Origin of the sequence: Lancefieldella parvula, assembly GCF_963547875.1 — a bacterium.
Taxonomy (GTDB): domain Bacteria; phylum Actinomycetota; class Coriobacteriia; order Coriobacteriales; family Atopobiaceae; genus Lancefieldella; species Lancefieldella parvula_D.
Map to the genome: position 1 here is coordinate 43,824 of NZ_CAUUSI010000008.1, position 17,970 is coordinate 61,793.

13 protein-coding genes and 1 other RNA gene are annotated in these 17,970 nt (G+C 46.4%); 10 read left to right on the top strand and 4 right to left on the bottom strand.

Going from position 1 to position 17,970, the window contains the following annotated elements; genetic code table 11:
* Positions 1-41 precede the first annotated feature (41 nt).
* Entirely contained in the window at positions 42-851 is an 810-nt protein-coding gene (locus RWJ96_RS04455; protein WP_314019172.1) for a class I SAM-dependent methyltransferase, read from the top strand.
* 503 nt (positions 852-1,354) lie between these two features.
* On the opposite strand, the gene rnpB is transcribed toward RWJ96_RS04455, so the two are convergent.
* An RNA gene (gene rnpB / locus RWJ96_RS04460) (RNase P RNA component class A) lies at positions 1,355-1,722 on the bottom strand.
* 207 nt (positions 1,723-1,929) lie between these two features.
* On the opposite strand from rnpB, the gene RWJ96_RS04465 reads away from it, so the two are divergent.
* A complete protein-coding gene (locus RWJ96_RS04465; protein WP_314019173.1) occupies positions 1,930-2,460 on the top strand; it encodes a PTS glucose transporter subunit IIA in 531 nt (176 codons plus the stop codon).
* 21 nt (positions 2,461-2,481) lie between these two features.
* On the top strand, positions 2,482-3,123 hold the full coding sequence (locus tag RWJ96_RS04470) for a YigZ family protein (RefSeq protein WP_314019174.1): 642 nt from the start codon (positions 2,482-2,484) through the stop codon (positions 3,121-3,123).
* A gap of 300 nt (positions 3,124-3,423) precedes the next feature.
* On the opposite strand, the gene RWJ96_RS04475 is transcribed toward RWJ96_RS04470, so the two are convergent.
* Entirely contained in the window at positions 3,424-4,893 is a 1,470-nt protein-coding gene (locus RWJ96_RS04475) for a C1 family peptidase (RefSeq protein ID WP_314019176.1), read from the bottom strand.
* Positions 4,894-4,967: 74 nt separating this feature from the next.
* Positions 4,968-6,326, bottom strand: a complete 1,359-nt coding sequence (locus RWJ96_RS04480; protein ID WP_314019177.1) for a C1 family peptidase — start codon at positions 6,324-6,326, stop codon at positions 4,968-4,970.
* Positions 6,327-6,653: 327 nt separating this feature from the next.
* Between RWJ96_RS04480 and dnaE the strand changes: the two genes are divergently transcribed.
* From dnaE to RWJ96_RS04515, 7 genes are all read left to right on the top strand, one after another.
* A complete protein-coding gene (gene dnaE, locus RWJ96_RS04485; RefSeq protein WP_314019179.1) occupies positions 6,654-10,490 on the top strand; it encodes a DNA polymerase III subunit alpha in 3,837 nt (1,278 codons plus the stop codon).
* Positions 10,491-10,599: 109 nt separating this feature from the next.
* Positions 10,600-10,965 (top strand): desulfoferrodoxin family protein, encoded by a 366-nt coding sequence (locus RWJ96_RS04490; protein ID WP_035435483.1) that lies wholly within the window; start codon positions 10,600-10,602, stop codon positions 10,963-10,965.
* Positions 10,966-11,099: 134 nt separating this feature from the next.
* Positions 11,100-12,887, top strand: coding sequence for a nitrilase-related carbon-nitrogen hydrolase (locus RWJ96_RS04495; protein WP_314019181.1), 1,788 nt, complete (start codon positions 11,100-11,102; stop codon positions 12,885-12,887).
* 61 nt (positions 12,888-12,948) lie between these two features.
* Entirely contained in the window at positions 12,949-13,452 is a 504-nt protein-coding gene (ruvC, locus tag RWJ96_RS04500) for a crossover junction endodeoxyribonuclease RuvC (RefSeq protein ID WP_035428717.1), read from the top strand.
* Entirely contained in the window at positions 13,449-14,081 is a 633-nt protein-coding gene (ruvA, locus tag RWJ96_RS04505) for a Holliday junction branch migration protein RuvA (RefSeq protein ID WP_311409391.1), read from the top strand. The genes ruvC and ruvA overlap by 4 nt, the downstream gene beginning before the upstream one ends.
* Positions 14,081-15,148: a Holliday junction branch migration DNA helicase RuvB gene (ruvB, locus tag RWJ96_RS04510; protein WP_035428715.1), complete on the top strand. Its 1,068-nt coding sequence runs from the start codon at positions 14,081-14,083 to the stop codon at positions 15,146-15,148. Before ruvA ends, ruvB begins: the two co-directional genes overlap by 1 nt.
* Before the next feature lie 14 nt (positions 15,149-15,162).
* Positions 15,163-15,558, top strand: a complete 396-nt coding sequence (locus tag RWJ96_RS04515; protein WP_313993388.1) for a hypothetical protein — start codon at positions 15,163-15,165, stop codon at positions 15,556-15,558.
* An 82-nt stretch (positions 15,559-15,640) separates the two neighbouring features.
* Here the strand turns inward: RWJ96_RS04515 and RWJ96_RS04520 are convergent, their stop codons facing one another.
* Positions 15,641-17,890, bottom strand: a complete 2,250-nt coding sequence (locus RWJ96_RS04520; RefSeq protein ID WP_314019182.1) for a L,D-transpeptidase family protein — start codon at positions 17,888-17,890, stop codon at positions 15,641-15,643.
* Positions 17,891-17,970: the final 80 nt, after the last annotated feature.

Genomic DNA, 17,970 nt, shown 5'->3' on the forward strand with positions numbered 1-17,970 from the left:
TTCTGGCCTTTAGGAGTAAGACGGTGACGTAAAATCTCTGTATGGAAACTTCTTCAAACAAAACATATACGCAATCTATCAGTGCATCTACCGCTGAGCAGCTGAGCTACGTAACTTCTGAGTTTTACACTCAGCAGGCGCAGAGTTTCTCGGCTACACGACAGATGCCTTGGCAGGGGTGGCAGCAGTGCCTAGATGCCATGCCTCAGCTTTCAGCTGGCGAGAAACTCTCTGTACTTGACGTAGGTTGTGGAAACCTACGTTTTGCTCGCTTTCTTTGTGATGAAGTAGGGATTGTTCCGGCAAAGTATTTTGCTGTAGATAATTGCAAGCCACTGGTAGAGAGTGGTGAGGTAGGCACTCATATCTCTGAGCTGATATTTATTGAATTAGATGTGATAAAGAGTCTGCTTGATAACACGCTTTCTTCGCGTCTTACTGTTCCGGCCTGTGATTTAGTGGTTGCGTTTGGATTTTTGCATCATGTGCCAGGTGCACAAAAGAGAATCCAACTTCTGCGCACTCTGTTAGAGAAAACAAAACCTGGCAGATTTGTGTGCATTTCTTTCTGGCAGTTTATGAACAGCCAAAAACTTGCTGCTAAAGCTCAAAAAACCACTGCTCAAGGGCTGCATGCGCTGGGTATAGATGCATCAGAACTTGAGGAGCATGACTATCTGATTGGCTGGCAAGATAAGGCCGATACCTGGCGCTATTGTCATCATTTCTCGCAAGATGAGCTTGATGAGCTTCTTGGAAGCCTTGGCTCTGACGTGCGCGTTTGCGCGCAGTTTAGTGCGGATGGTAAAGACAACAACCTTAATCGCTATGTGATTTTGCAACGTCTGTAGGCGTCGCGACAATATCTTGCTAAAAATGCCCTCGTACAACAAAATCCCCCGCACAGAAATTGAACTACCTCCCATTTCTTGGACACGAGAAATAGGAGGCAGTTCAAAACACACCTATGTCGGATAATCTGTTAAAAAGACGTATACATTACGCTGAAAATACCTAAAGCATGCAGATTATCGTCATTAGATGTGTAAAATGCCCTCATCTGAGCAGAATATCCGACTTAAGTGTGTTCCGTAGATACAGAATTTATCTATAGTTAAATTTCTTATATAAGTCTATTCATGTATAAGCATATTAGATGAAGTTTATGCATAGAGATGCATATCAGGTAGTGCAACCGCCTAGCTGCCTGCTATCTTGATTAAGAACATATCGATTCTTCAGCAGAACCTACCAAAGCTGCGCTATTTTGTGGGTCAGGCCTAAAAGCCGACGCTAACACGCTGTAGAACCATAATCCCCCGCACAGAAATCGTACGGGGGATTTGCATTCAATAGGCAAAGTGGACGTATAAGCCGGGTTCTGTCGCGGACAACCATTTATCTACTACCAGCATTGCTGCTGGTCTCTAGCGCGCAACCCGAGCGCAGTGCGGGCCACACCATAGCGCTCCTATTTGCGTTTGCTCCGGATGGGGTTTACCAAGCCATGCTGTTGCCAGCATGCTGGTAGTCTCTTACACTACCGTTTCAGCTTTTCTCTTTACGCGAATGCGCAGGTGAGAGTCTTCTTTTCTGCGGCACTTTCCGTCGGGTCACCCCGCCTGGCCGTTAGCCAGCATCCTGCCCTGTGGAGCCCGGACTTTCCTCATAGCACCCTTCCAATTAGCTGGACGGGCACTCCGCGGTTGTCTGGTCCACTTTGCATGGGCGATTGTATCACGTTCATAAGGCCAGAAGCTCCGAAGTCAAACAATCTCCAAGTAAATGAAACGTTGCGAGGACGTGGGTTTCTCGCCAGATGCTGAGTGGCGAGAAGGGTGTGATTTTGGTACGTCGTGTTCATGAAAAGCAACAGCTGCCTCTTTGAATGCTGCTATGATGGACAGGCTTACATACGAAAGGACTAGCATGGGACTCTTTGATCTTTTCAAGAAATCCTCCAAGACAGCCACGCCAGAGGCTCTTGTAGTTTCTGATTACACTGCTAAAACAATTTATGCACCAGCAAGCGGAAAAGTTGTTGCGCTAGAGAACGTTCCTGATCCTGTTTTTGCAGGTGGCATGCTTGGTCAGGGTCTGGGTATCTGGCCCTCTGAGGGCGTTGTGTACGCGCCAGTCTCGGGCACTATTACCGCAACTACTCCAACTGTTCACGCATTTGGCATCACGGCCGATTCTGGAGAAGAGGTCTTGATTCACGTGGGCGTTGATACCGTTGAGATGAAGGGTGACGGCTTCACTGCTCTTGTCGAGCAGGATCAGCGCGTTGAGGTTGGTCAGCCACTCATGACGTTTGACCTGGATAAGGTCAAGGATGCGGGTCATCCTGAAGTAGTCATTCTTGCTATTACTAACTCTAGCGAGTACAGCAATGTAGAGATTCTTGCCTCTGCAGACCAGCTGGTTTCTGCTGGCGAGAAGGTCTGTGTGCTCGCATAACTGCGGCGCTGCAGTTGCTCCATGTCTGACACATCCTACAAGACACTCAAGCTGGACTTTGTTGCGGAAGGTCTTTTTGAAGACAGAAAAAGCCGCTTCATAGCCCAGCTTTGTCATGTAGAAACAGAGTCAGAAGCGCAAGAGTTTCTCGCCACAGTGAGGGCGAAGCACTATAACGCTCGCCACAACGTTCCTGCATGGATCTTGGAGGACGGTACAGAGCGTGCTTCCGACGACGGAGAGCCTTCCAGAACGGCGGGAATGCCGGCGCTGGAGGTATTGCGCGGAGCGGGGCTTAAGAACGTCTGCTGCGTTGTCACGCGCTACTTTGGCGGAACGCTTTTGGGACCTGGCGGACTTGTTCGTGCGTATACGGCAGCAACTCAGGAGGCTTTGGCTGCTGCTGAGGAAGCATCTGCTGTTCAGGAAATGCTGCAGGTTGTGAGGGTGGAGTTGTCGGCCCCGTATAACCTGTATGAGCAGATTCAGCGCCTGATCTCAGATACCGGCGGCAAGGTTATAACGGCAGAGTTTGGAGCGGACGTTTTTCTCGCCATAGACTTTAGGTGCGGAGAAGAAGCGGCGTTTACGGCCGCGTTGACAGAGGTCAGCGCTGGAAAGATTACAGCTAAGGTCTCCGCGGCGCGTTTTGATCTGTTTTAGTTGGTTTAATAAATCTAGCTTCAATAAACCAAAAAATACCGAATAAAAGAATAGTAAGGATTGCGTAGCCATTTTCTGGAAGCATGCCTCTGGAATCGCAATACCAGATCAAGAGGAAAAGAAATATAACAATAAACCGTAAAATTATACGTTCCTTTGAAAAATATTTCATTAAAACCTCCTAAAATAAAATAAGGTTTTTCTTATTTCAGTATACACTAACAAGGCCGGCACAGAAAATTCTGTACCGGCCATAGGTGCTTTTATGTGCGTGCTTAGTAGGCTGTGGTTGCGTGTACCTTACTTGCGGTTACGGCCACCAAGGGAGTAGCCAAGGTTCTCCCAGAAATCAATCTGGACATCTTCGCCCTCGTCCCAAACCTTGAGCAGGTCCTCTGGAACGTACTGACGACGAACATCAGCCTCGCCGCCGTAGAGGCGGAACCAGTCTGCGCTCATGATGAGGTAGCCGTCCTTACCGGAGTCCTTACCCCAGCTGTTCTCAATGCGCCACTGCTTAGCCTTGCCGTCCTTATCAAGCTCAACGCCCTGGAAGGTCATTGCGTGGGTAAGGGAAGTCTCATAGTTCTCAATCATTGAGGCGCGATCCATGTCAAAATCAACGCCAAAAAGGCCGTTGTAATCCATGGTGTCGGTTGAGAGGACGTAGTTGAAGTCCTCATTGTGGCGAGGGAACTCCTGCATAACGTCGCAGGCCATGCAGACAGGGTTGCCGTCCTTCAAAGAAGCAATGGTAGCTGCCTCAAGAACCTCTGGCTCAACGTTTAAGAAGCGAGTCTTAATGCCGCCCAAAACGGTATCGATGAAGGTTGGGTGATACACCTTGCCGTAAGGGTATTTCTTGCTTGGAACAGAGATGAGCTGGACATAGCCACGAGGATCAACGCCACAATAGCGCTCAGCAAACTCAAGAGGAGTAATGCCAAAGTCGCGAAGAATCTGGGTGCTCTCCTCGTCCTTCTCGCCGTTCTTCTTGTCCTTGTTGTCAGAAGCCTTACTTGGCTCAACAGGGGAGAGCTTTGCCTTATCTACCTGTGCGTTTTTGCCAACCTTGCACTCAAAGTCAAAGGTCAGAGGTGGCTCGCCAAGGCAGACGGATAGGATCTGGTGGAAACCCTTGAGCTGCTCCTGCTTAAGCGCACGAAGCTCGTCTTGAGACTTGCCAGCTGCGTATGCTGCGCGGAGCTCGCCAGCACTCTTTCTGAACAGGCGGTCAATGCGCTCATCCATCTGAGTGGAGTTCTTGGAGCAAGCAGTCTCTGGCATAGCATCCTTAGGAACCAGGCCATACTTCTCAACCAAGCTCATGGCAAATGAGTAGTAACCGCCATCGCCAATACCCTCAGTCAGAAGCGTGTTGACAACACGAGAATCGGTTGGCTGGTCAGCGGTCTGAATGATGTACTCAAGTGCAGAGTTTGCCTTCTCAAGCTTGTCATAGAACATGCCATATGCCTGGCTGAACTCAAAGGTATCAACGTCAAGCTTCTTGATTGCCTCCTGGCGAAGTACGTTGAAAGAAGAGAACATCCAGCAGCGACCGCTCTGACGCTGATTGGTGACGTCGCCGGTCTTTGCAACAGCAACACCGTAGGTGTCAGCGTAGGTGCGCATGGTGGTGATATCGCGAGCGGCTGCGGAAACGCCCATAGAGGTTACGGAGTTGCGGGCAACGCGGTTAGCACGGTCTGCGCTAAAAGCAGCAGTTTCCTCGTTTGCCCATTGTGGATTTACGGTCTGATCAGCCATTACGGCTCCTTTTGTTAGTAGCGTTTAGAAAAACCTGGCGAGAAGACCGATCTTCTCGCCAGATGGTTTGTACCTTAGCGAAGTGTTGCAAGAGAGCCCATTGGGTCCCATGGCTCGAGGACAGTTGCTTCCTCGATCTCAAAGGTCTTGAGCTGCTCAGGAGTGAGGTACTTCTTGTCAACAACAATCTGGTAGACGTACTCGTCAAACCAAGGGTCGGAGATGGTGTCAAAGCCATCGCGGCCGTGGTCTTTACCCCAGCTGTTCTCAACCTTCCAGAGAGTGGTATTGCCCTCTGCGTCAAAGTTAACGCCCTCAAGAACCATTGCGTGAGTCATCAGAGACTCGCCGTAGTCAAGGCGCTCAGCACGGTCAAGTGCGCCCTCAACAGGGAAGCCAAAGAGGCCGTCAACGTCAAGCGCACGGGTGTCCATGATGCCCTCTTCACGAAGGTAGGACTGAGCAACGTCGCAACCAAACCAGACAGGCAGGTTGTCCTTAAGCTGAGCCACAGCGAGGCGCTTGAGCTCAGGAATCTCAAGGTTGAGGTAACGAACGCCGCCACCCTCAACAACGTTGCCCAAGCGGGAAACGGTGTAGGTGTGGTTGAAAGGCTTATCTGCGGTTGGCGCAGAGATGATTGAGATGTAATCATCAAGATTCATGTCAACAGTCTCAGCGAAGAACTCCTGAGGAGTAAAAGTGCCAGAAAGAACGAGGTTATCGTCCTTATCGCGCAGGCGTGCCTCAAAAGATACAGGAGGCTGACCCAAGCAAGTTACCAGCAGTGTATAGACGTCCTCCATCATCTCTTTCTTCATCTCGCGCAGAGACTCAAGAGATTCACCAGCTGTTGCGGTCTCACGAAGACGCTTTGCAGCACTACGAAGATAACGTGTGAGATACGCGTCCATCTCGTGGGTGTTGCAAGAGTTAGCAGTCTCTGGCATAGCGCTCTTTGGCACAACGCCGTACTTCTTTACAAGGCTCTTAAACATATCCCACTGGCCACCGTCGCCAATTGGATCGGTGAGCAGGAAGGATACAAGACGACCATTCAGAGGCTCATCAAGGGTATCCAGAATGTTCTCAAGGAACCAGTTGGACTTCTCCATCTTGTCCCAGAACAGTGGGTATGCCTGGGAAAGCTCAAAGGTAGAGAGGTTGTATTTCTTGATGATGCGATATCTAAACGTATTAAGTGATGCAAACATCCAACAACGACCAGAGCGCTTCTGATTAGTGCGGTCACCCTGCTTTACCTCAACATCAAAAGTAAGAGGATTAAGGGCAACACCTTCTGGTACACGAGCTGCTTTTCTAACACCAGCGCTGGTAGCAGCATTCTTAGCTACTGTGTGAGCGCGGTCGGACTCAAAGTTCTTCTGAGCCGCTGTAATGTCGTCAAAGGAAATGCTTTTCATCTGATCCATGTGATCTCCTTAACTGGAATAGGTAATACAAAAACTATATTCCCAATTAAGGTGTCCCTAGTCTAAGAGTTACCAGTTTGAAACTTTTATTTTGAGAAATTTTTGAACGGATGGCCTACGCCAACTAAGAGAGATTTTGCGATGTTATGAAATTGGCGAGAAAATATTTTCATCCAATTTACCAGCGTCAATAGAAGTATTAGCACATAGAACATATGTTTGTATTAGTAGTTATTGTCCGGCGAATCGGCTACACTATACAAAGAAATTAAGAGCCCTTGGTAAAAGAACAAATTTTGAAGCACAAAGAGAAGAGCGTAGAAAAAGATGGCATTTGTTCACCTCCACAACCACTCAGATTTTTCCATTCTTGATGGAGCTAGCCGTGTCCCAGATATGGTTAGTAAAGCTGTAGAGTTTGGTATGCCAGCACTTGCTCTTACTGATCATGGGTATCTCTTTGGAATTCCAGATTTTGACCTTGCATGCCGTAAGTACAATGAGGCGCTTAAAGACTTTGGCCAGTGGTGCCATGATGTGGAATGTTTTGAAAAGGGTTGGGATTTAGAAGAACCTCCTGTAGATGATCCCAATGCTGGTGAGCATGATAAGGTTCATGCGCAGTGGGCTTCTGACGTTCAAATTTGGAATCAAACACATAATATTGAGGCCGTAAAAGCCAATAAACCTTCTCCACTTATTAAGCCAATTTTTGGCTGTGAAGCTTATTTCATTCTTGATGATTGTATTGAGAAGGGCACTAAGCAGGTACGTTATCACCTTATTCTGCTTGCTAAAAATGAGACCGGCTATGTCAATCTGATGAAGATGATGTCAGAGGCGGGCTCAAAAGATATGTTCTATTACAAGCCGCGCACTACGCTTGAGATGCTCAAGCGCTACCATGAGGGCATTATCTGCACTTCAGCTTGTGTTTCTGGCATCATTCCTCGTATGTTGTTTGAAGGCCGTCCAGAAGAAGCAGAGCGTTGGGCAAAAATCTACCAAGATATCTTTGGGGATGATTTCTACCTAGAGATTCAAGACCACGGTTTGTCTGATCCAAGCTGGGGCGGCTATACCGATAGAACCCTTGCTGAGCGCATTGTTAAGATGGGCCATGACCTTGGTATTAAGGTTGTTGCTACCAACGATAACCACTATCTCACTAAAGAGGATGCAAGCGTTCAAGATATTGCTTCCTGCATTGGTTCAGGCGCTCGCGTTGATGATGAGAACCGCAAACGCATGACAGGCAGCGAGTTTTACCTTAAGAGTGAGCAAGAAATGCGCCAGATCTTCTCGTGGTGTCCAGAAGCTATCGAGAACACCATTGAGGTTGCAAATAAGTGCAACTATGAGCTGGACTGGACTCACATGTATCTGCCAAAGTTCCCAGACTTGGCAGAGGGAGAGACCTCAGAGGAACGCTTTAGAAAAGAGTGTGAGCTTGGTCTTGCAAGACGTTATGGAGATGATTGGCAAAACGTTGTCATCAACGAGATTAACGTTAAAGACCGTTTTGAGTATGAATATGACATCATCTGCAAAAAGGGCTTTGCAGATTACTTCTTAATTGTTCAGGAGTATGTTCGCTGGGCAAAAGAGAATGGTATTGGCGTAGGCCCTGGTCGTGGTTCTGCAGCAGGCGCTATTGTTGCATACGCTATGGATATTACCTCGTTTGACCCTCTTGAGAATGGCCTCATGTTTGAGAGGTTCTTGTCTCCACAGCGTTCAGAGATGCCAGATATTGATATGGACTTCGACGATGAGCGTCGTCTTGAGGTTGTTGAGCACGTCCGTCAGATTTATGGATCTGAGCGTGTTTCTCACGTTATTACGTACTCGACCATCAAGGCAAAACAGGCAATAAATGACGCGTGCCGCGTTCTGGGTTACCCCGTTTATATGGGTCAGCGCCTCTCTAAGATGATTCCAGGAGATCCTAACGCTCACCTTAAGTTTGTTCTTCATAAGGCTCAAGAAGGCCAAAAAGGCGCTGATCAGTATTCTGCTGATTTTGAAGATGCGTACGAGAATGACCCTGATGCTAGAAGAATCATTGATGCAGCTCTGTCTATTGAGGGCTTGCATCGTGGTGAGGGTGTGCATGCTTGTGCGGTCTTGATTGCTCCTACGCCTGTAAATGACCACGTTCCCACCAAGGTAGATACCAAGGGCGGCGTAGAAATTACGCAGTACGAGGGCCACTCTGTCGCAGACATGGGCCTTCTTAAGATGGACTTCTTGGGACTGAGAACCCTAACGGTTATTTCTCGTGCAATCAAAAACGTGAAGGATAACTACGGTATTGATATCGATGTAGATAACATTCCGTTTACTGATCCAGAAATTTATAGACTTCTTAGAGAAGGCAGAACTGCTGGTGTTTTCCAGGTTGAGTCTGCAGGTATGACTGCAACCATTAAGGGCATGAGACCAACAGAATATAAGCACATCGTCGCACTTATCGCTCTTTATCGTCCTGGTCCTCTTAACGCAGGTATGGTTACCAGCTATATCAACCGTATGAACGGTAGAGAAGAAGTCAAAGATTACGATCCACGTCTTCACGATATCTTGGAAGAAACCTACGGAACCATGGTCTACCAAGAGCAGGTTATGCAGATTTCTATGAAGATGTCTGGTTTTACCGCAGGCGAGTCTGACAAGGTCAGAAAAGCAGTAGCAAAAAAGAAGATCAAACTCATGCAGGAAGTTGTCCAGCACTGGGATGACGGTACTGATGAGACCATGGAGGCTCACTGGAAAAACGGCGCAGTTCGTAATGGATTTGATCGTTCGGTTGCAGAAAGCATTTGGGACGATGTTCTTGAGTTCGCATCTTATGCATTCAACAAGTCTCACTCTGCTGGCTATGCAATTCTTGTTATGCAGACCGCATGGATTAAAGCGCATTATCCACATGAGTTTATGGCAGCAGTTCTTACCTCGTACATGGGCAAGACGGATAAGATTGTTCACTACGTAAGCGCTTGCCGTCATGAGGGCATCAAGATTCTTCCACCAGATATCAACGAGTCCGGTAAAGACTTTACGGCTACTAAAGAGGGTATTCGTTTTGGCTTTGCGGGAATCCGCGGCGTAGGAGCTGGTGTTGGTGAAGCCATTATGCTTGAGCGCCAAAAAGGTGGTCCTTTTGCCAACATTCATGATTTTGTCGATCGTGTTGATGCAAGTCAGGCAAAGCGCAATGTTGTTGAAGCTCTTATCAAAGCAGGAGCTTTTGACTCAACAGGCTATACCCGTATGCAGATGATGAGTTTTGTGGATAAGAACAACCCACAAAACATTATTGATGCTGCTACTAAGCGTCAAAAAGATAAGGCTGTTGGCCAGTTCTCTATGTTTGATATGTTTGCAGAAGTAGAGGGTTCCGGTTTTAGTGATAGTGTCCCAGAGCCAGATGGTGTTGAGTGGGATAGGCGATTCAAGCTTACTAAAGAGTACGAAGTCTTAGGTATTTATGTCTCTGATCATCCGCTTCGTCCATACGAGTATGCCCTCGCTAAGAGCAGAGATTATGCCCTTGCAGAAATTGAAGAGAATATAGAGGTTCAGCTTCCTAACGGTGCTATGTCTCAGCAGTTTAAAGTTCCAGAAGGCAAACCTATTCGCTTTGCGGGCATGGTTACTAATGTTATGAAGCGCACTACTAAAAACGGCGACCCAATGGCAATTGTTACGCTTGAAGACATGGAGGGTAGCATCACTATTGTCATGTTCCCTAAGCTCTACAAGAAGGCTGCAAGACTTCTTGCTGGAGATGTTGACCCAGAGACTGGTGAGAGCCAGAGCGACATCTTCATTTCTGTTCTTGGAAAGCTTGAGCGCTCTGATAGAGGAGACCAGGTTATTGCTCAAGAGGTTAATCCTATTGAGCTTAACAGTGCTAACAACACACCAAAGACACTCGTTATTCATATGCCTGCTTCTCAACTTCAAAGACAGGCTATCGAGACACTTGGACAGATCTTCTCGCGCTATCCCGGCATGGACTGTATTGAGATTAGGGTAGAAACAGACATGGGCGATGTTATGCGCATGGAGATTCCTACCAGGATTGATGGACGTAGCATGGTTCTTTTGACCGAGCTTAAAGATTTTATTGGTCAAAGCGGATACGCACAGATTGTTTAGATTTTGTCGATTCAAAATTTGCAGGTTACTCTTAAGTAATAACTGTTACTATTTAAGTAGCACTTGCTAAGAAATTCTGACATCTTCGGATGTCGTGAGAGGAGAAAAAATGATCGACGCAAAGTTTTATCGTAACAAGGAGACAGGCGCTGTTGTTTACGGTGTCGCAGGCAACGTAGAGGCAGCAGACCTTGAGCTTCTCCAGGCTGGCGTTACTGACGGTGCAGCTGAGAAGCACGTTCCATTTGTTACTCGTGAGGGCAACACCGTTACCGTCCGTGTTGGTGAGGTTGCTCATCCAATGCTCGAAGAGCACTACATTGAGTTCATTGCTCTTGTTTCTGAGAACGGCGCTCAGTTTGCACAGCTTAAACCTGGCCAGGAGCCAGTTGCTACCTTCACTCTTGAAGAGGGTGTTGAGGCAGAGGCTTATGAGTATTGCAACCTTCATGGTCTTTGGAAGGCTTCTCTCTAAGACTGGTTGCTTATTCAACAAGCAAGACTAATCTGTGAATCTGAACGGAGCTGCTACCTGCAGCTCCGTTTTTTCTTACTACACCTGTTTGTTTTTGGGTAAAAACAAATTAAGCACTTTATGATAGGAATGGTATGCGCATAGCAGTTGCACAAATGAATACTCAGGCCGGAGACTTCGAGTTTACCGCTCAGACCATGCTGGAATATGCTCAGAGAGCTCAACAGCAAGGTGCTGAGCTAGTCATTTATCCTGCGCCAACTCTTACAGGGCTGCTAAGCGTGCCAGAGGCTGACATAGAAGGACTTTTTGCAGACCTCTCGGAGATTATCAATTCGCTTTCGGAAAAGCTTCCAATTGCGGCCCTTATTCCTGTTGTAACAGAGTTTGATGGAAGTGCAGCGAGCGAGGCCCTTCTCGTTAGAAATGGAGCCGTAACCCCGCTGAAATTGACTGCCCAGATAGCGCACATGAGCGCTCTTGCTCGTTCTGCTAGCTCTGCACAAACATCTGGCGAGAATACCTTTGAGCTCGCAAAATTTGAAGCAGGCGGCCTTACGTTTGGCGTTGCTTTTACCTACGACGATCTTGACGCGTGGCAAGATGTCGACGACTCGTTAGATGCCGTCATTTACCTGCCGTATTTTGGTTTTGCTGTTGATGATTCGTCGTCCGCCATGGGCATGGCGGTGGCAGAAAGCCGCTATCTGGGAGATGTTGAGGAGTTTGATAGCTGGCTTATCGCTGCAAACGCTGTTGGCGCCTATGGTAACCAGGTGTTTTGTGGTTCAAGCTTCTTCTTGTCTCCTTCAGGAGATTTAGTCAAACAAGCAGCCTCATTCTCAGAAGACATGGTTGTCTGCGAGGTTGACCAAGATACTATTGAAAACTTTGATAGAGAAGATACTGCGGGTGTCTATAACAGTGCGCTTACTACCTGGGGTGTATTAGCTACAGGAGTGCGAGACTACACGGTAAAGTCGGGCTTTGACGGCGTGTTTATTGCAGTTGACGGTTCGCTCAATTCTCTTGTCACCGTTGCGCTTGCCTCAGACGCTTTAGGTCCTATGCGCGTCCACGTACTGTTGCTTCCAAACAAAGATTCTCGAGAAACAAGTGCTGCAGAGTTGCTTACCGCAAGACTTCGAGTTAATAAAGTTGCTGTGAATAGCACGGTTTTCTCGACATTGACCGATACAAAATTGGTGAGTGCATACGGCTATGCATACGCTGACCAGCACAATTATTTAACGCTTGAGACTGCCGATAAAACCATTCTTGCGCTCAAGGGAACAGAGATTTCTAGTGCGCATTCTCTGTGGCCTCTTGGTGATATGTATCATGCAGACATTGTTGACCTTGCTAGGGTAAGAAATACCTTCTCACCAGCTATTGACCATGCAGTTCTCGAGAATATCTCTGAGGTTGTAACTGATGGGCTAGAAAATGCCGCGCCAACGCCTCAAGAACGCATTGAGTTTGTTGATTATGTGCTTACCAGCTATCTTGAGTGGAATAAAAGCATTTCTGCCATTGTGGAAGAAATGGGAAAGGTTGACGAGGTCAAAGCAATTATTTCTAGGCTTCACGCTCGCCAAAAAGACCGCAGAAACACCACTGAGGTTCTGGAAATGTCTTCAAAAAGCCTCACAAATGCCCAAATTCCACACGCATCAGTCTGGCAAGACAAAATTAGAGATACAAAGGCTTCCGAATCTGACCTGGTAGAGTCCTTGCGAAATTCTTTGCGAGAAATTCAAGGAGCTTCTATGCATCTACCTGAGTTGTCAGTTGATCCAACAGAGGCTCAGGAGGGCTTTAAGGATATGCTGGAGCTTTTAAAAGAGCTGGCACAAGAATCTGATGCACAAATTGGCATGGTTGACCCCAAAATGTGGAGAGGCCCTTTCTCAGAAAATTAGTTGCATCGTTTGCGCATACTCTGTGATAATATAGAACGAACGTTCTATATTAGGAGGTGCAATGGTAATTCTTGGAATAGACCCTGGTCTTGCTCACACTGGATGGGGAATTGTAGAGACAAGGGGTTCTGAATGCCGTGCACGCGCCTATGGATGCATAACTACAACCGCAGATGAACCAATAGATATGCGCTTGGGAAGAATCTATAACCAGATTGTTGAGGTTATAGATAAGTTTTCACCAGAAGCTCTTTCTATTGAGAGCATTTACTTTGGACAAAACGTTAAATCTGCTATTCCTACTGCACATGCTCGCGGTGCTGCTATTGTCGCTTGTTCTAAAGCAGGTCTTACGGTTGGAGAATATACTCCAATGCAGATAAAGCAAGCTGTTGTTGGTACAGGAGCTGCTGATAAACAGCAGGTTATGTATATGGTTCAAAACATATTGTGCTTGGACCATCAGCCTCATCCAGATCACGCGGCTGACGCTTTAGCTGCTGCAGTTTGTCACGCTAATCTTGTAAGAACCACCTCGCTTGGAAAGGGAAGAATACAACTATGATTGTCCAGCTTACGGGCACACTTGTATCCGTTACTCCTTCAGTTGCTGTTCTCGACGTTAATGGCGTTGGGTATGAGCTGGGTATATCAGCTTCAACAGCTGCTGCGCTTCCACAAGCGGGTGAAGCAGGCGTTACCGTTTTAACTCGTATGGTGGTCAGAGAAGATTCAATGGAACTCTTTGGTTTTGCTTCGCGAGAAGAGCGCGCGCTCTTTGATCGCTTACGTGCAATTTCTGGAGTAGGTCCTAAATTGGCTCTTTCTGTGCTTTCTACGTTTACGCCACAGCAACTTGCGGTAATTGTGGCTACCAATGACGGAAATCGTCTTAAGAGTGTCTCTGGCCTTGGTAAAAAGAAGGCAGAGCGCTTAGTAATTGAACTTTCTGATGTGTTCGCAAAAGATGCAGAGCTTAAGCAGCTTGTTGGTCTTACTTCTCCTGCAGACTTTGCTGCTATTCCAAAACCTGCTGTAACCTCTGTAGAATCAGAGGCTATTGAGGCTCTCCTTGGAATGGGCTTTACTTCTCAGGAAGCAACGCTTGCTCTTGAGGGGTATGAAGAGGCAGGTGCTATTACAATTGAAGCTGCTATTGGTTATGCACTAAGGCGTTTGGGAAGTGGTAATTAATGTGGGAAGCAGATGCAGATAACTTATTTGAGTCGTCGTCTACTCCAGCTCCATTTCCTGGACACACTTCTCAGCGTGTAGTTTCTAGTGGGCTTCAGGCAGAAGACTTGGAGCAAGATAGAAACTTGCGACCAAAAACTCTTGATGAGTATCTTGGTCAAGAGCGCGTTAAATCTAATCTCCGTGTTCTTATTGAGGCTGCAAAAAGTCGCAATGAGCCGCTTGATCACGTTATTTTTTCTGGCCCTCCAGGCCTTGGTAAAACAACACTTGCAGGTGTTTTAGCAGGAGAAATGGGCTCAAAGCTCCATACAACATCTGGTCCCGCAATTGAGCGAGCAGGAGATTTAGCAGCAATTCTCACCAATCTTGAAGAGGGAGATATCCTCTTTGTGGATGAGATTCACAGGCTTAATCACCAGGTTGAAGAAATTTTGTATCCAGCAATGGAAGATTTCTTCTTAGATATTGTTATTGGCAAAGGTCCTGCGGCAAGGTCAATCAGGCTTGATATTCCACGCTTTACTCTTGTAGCTGCAACAACAAGAACCGGACTTTTGACTGGTCCTTTGCGCGATCGTTTTGGTATTTCTTATCGTCTTGATTACTATACTGTTCCTGAGCTTCAGACTATTGTCATGCGCTCGGCAAACATCCTTGATGTAGAAGTTGATGAGCAGGGTGCTGCAGAAATTGCTTCTCGATCAAGAGGTACACCACGCTTGGCAAATCGTCTGCTAAAGCGCGTACGAGATTACGCACAAGTTAAGGCTGAAGGTACTATTACCTGGCAGGTAGCCTCAGAAGCGCTTTCATTCTTTGAAATTGATGAGCTTGGTCTAGATGTAATGGACGTGCGTGTTTTACGTGCGCTTTGTGAGACGTTCAGAGGTCGTCCGGTTGGTCTCACAACCATTGCAAGTGCAGTCTCAGAGGATCCGTCTACACTTGAAGATGTTTATGAGCCGTATCTTTTGCAGCAAGGGCTTATTATTAGAACACCTCAAGGTAGACAGGCAACGCATGCTGCATTTGATCACTTACGTATTCCTGTTCCTACTAACTAGTAGATTGGAACAAAATGCTTCAACGAGATTACATTTTGGAAGTAATCGATGACTTTACTTCAACGGTCACAGCAGGTTTGGGAAATGCTTTAGAGACTCAAACTGAAGAGTCACTCGATGGGGTAGAGGCAGCTGTTGCAGAGCTCATTGATTTGAGCCCAGAGACTGCTCTTGCGCTTTCGCCAGACTCTCTTGTAACGATGATGTTGCTCTCCGGCGTAGCTGATTCAGTTGCAGAGTATGTGGTGTATGCCCTCGACAGGCTCTCTCACGTTTATGAGCAACTAGGAGACGAGGATAAGGCTGGTCTCAGAAGACAGCAGGCCGTAGCGGTTGCACAGTCCTTCTCGGTAGATCAAAACGCTACTCCAGAGCAATTTAAGGATTTTGAAGCAAAGTATTTTGCGTAACTATAAATTTATAAGCTAACAAATAAACCCCAGCTCAATATGAGTTGGGGTTTATTGCTATAGAGCTTCATGTTTAGTTGGATTACCAAATGACAATCTTGGTTCCATAAGGAATGTTGTCATAAACCCACTTAGCATTTTCTGTTGCAAGACGTACGCAACCGTGGGAACCGTTGTATCCAAGCCTACCATCACGGACGGTATAACCGTCGGAGTTATAGAGAATGGAGTGAATAAGATACTCACCAGAAATGGTCGTGTAATACCAGCATCTAAAGCCAGAGCCAAAGTAGAGACCCTTGTTACCTACGGTAAATTGACCATGAGGGGTCCACATGCCTGGTGCTCCTGTAGTGCACTGCCATTCGTACCAAACAACCCAGTTGCCGTGTGAACCCCTGTATACAGCAAAGCGATTGCCAGTAGTATCAATCTGGATGAGCCAGTTAGTAGCGCTATAGTAGTTCTGTGCATAACGATACATATCAGGGTAGTAGCAAGGTTGCTCCTCCATGGCGCCATCAGCAGCTGACCAATACAGTTTTCCACCCCAGGTTACATAACCAGTTTGCATGGAACCATTATTACTGAGATAGTAGTCCTTGCCGTTATCTTTAATCCATCCGGTTTTCATCTTGCCGTCAGAATCAAGGAAGTACCAACTGCCCTTTGAATTAATCCAACCAGTTTGTTTTTCTCCATTGGAACTAAAATAGTACCAAGTTCCATGAATATTAAGCCATCCATCTGCTGGTGCACCATTAGAAAGATAGTAAAAATCTTTATTGTTTTCTTTTATCCAACCTGTCTTAATTTTATGGTCAGAGCCAACGTTTACAGTCAATCCTGGAAGATGTACCGTTCCTGTTGGCTGTGAACCGTCATCTGTAGAGAAGACACCTTCGGGAGAAATGAATCCAGTCAGTACTCCGTCTGGACCTGCCCAACGTTTTACACCATTTGAAAGAGTAACCCATTCATTTTTTGCTAGACCATAGCTTTTATCAAAGTAGTAATTCTTTCCATCAATTGAATGCTCTCCAACGTATGCGGCATGGTCAATTGAAGATGGATTAAAGTACCATGTTTTATTGCCAGGAGTAGTAAACCATCCAGAGACAAGCGCGCCGCTAGATTGAGCCCAGGACAAATTTCCGTCTGGTAGGGACACCCAATTACTTGAAGTCATACCAGCATTTTCATCAACGTAATATGAACCGCTAGGAAGTTGGAAAAGTCCAGTTTTCATGCGATGAATTGAGTCTTCTGGATCAAAGTAAAACCATTTACCATTTGGGAAATGTTTCCAACCTGAATAGAATGAGCCATAAGAATCTACCCAAGACCATGAACCATCATCATTGTGAATCCAACTATTTCTAAGGATTCCATAGTTTTCATCGAAATGATAATATGTGCCGTCAATTTCAACATTGCCAATAAGCGCTGGATGCTGTGGAACAGATGGATCAAAGTACCAAGTTCTACCATTTGGTGTGTTAAACCAACCAGAGGCAAGAGCGCCATTTTTTTGAGCCCAAGCCCACTCACGAGTTGGTAGTTGAATCCAACTGTTAGAAATCATACCTGCATATTCATCAATGTAATATGAGGTACCAGAAACCTGAATTGTTCCAATTAACATACGATGACGAGGTTCTTCTGGATCAAAATAGAACCACTTGCCGTTAGGCATATGCTTCCATCCAGAATAGTAAGTACCATCTTTAGTTGCCCATGACCAAGAACTTGCTGAGCGATATACCCATCCATTTGTTACAAGTCCGTTTGTTGAATCAAAGTAGTAAAACTTACCATCAATTTCAACTTCACCGAAGATTGCCTTATGCTGCGGGTCAGTTGGATCAAAATACCAAGTTTTTCCATTAGGTGTTGTGTACAAACCCTTGACTGCATTACCAGCAGCGTCTACATAGTGCCAACCAGAATCATCTTTGATCCACTGGCTTGTGACAAGTGTTCCATCTTCTTTGTAATAGTGGAATTGGCCGTTTTCTTGTCTCCATCCAGAAGACTGAGGGGTTGGCGAAGTATTCTCTGTTGGAACAGCAGGTGTCTGGTCTGTTGTTGGAGTTGTTGTTGGCGCTGCAGGTGAGGTAGGCTGAGAGTTTTCAGGTGCTGTAGGAGAAGTATTTTCAGATGTTGCAGTAGTTTCAGTTGTTACAGCAGGAGCATTTACTGCGGATGTATCAGCAGTCTCTGCAAAAGCAGGAGCAGCGTGGAGTCCGCAAAGTAGAGCTGTACTCAACGAAGCAATCGCAATAAGCTTCTGTGTAGAAGGTCTGTAGGAAAAACGCATCTTCTTCTCCATTGTTTTAACTCCAATAAATCCAGGTAATAAAGAGCAACTCAAACTGATTTAGCGCTTGTATTCAGTAAGCACTCCATCTG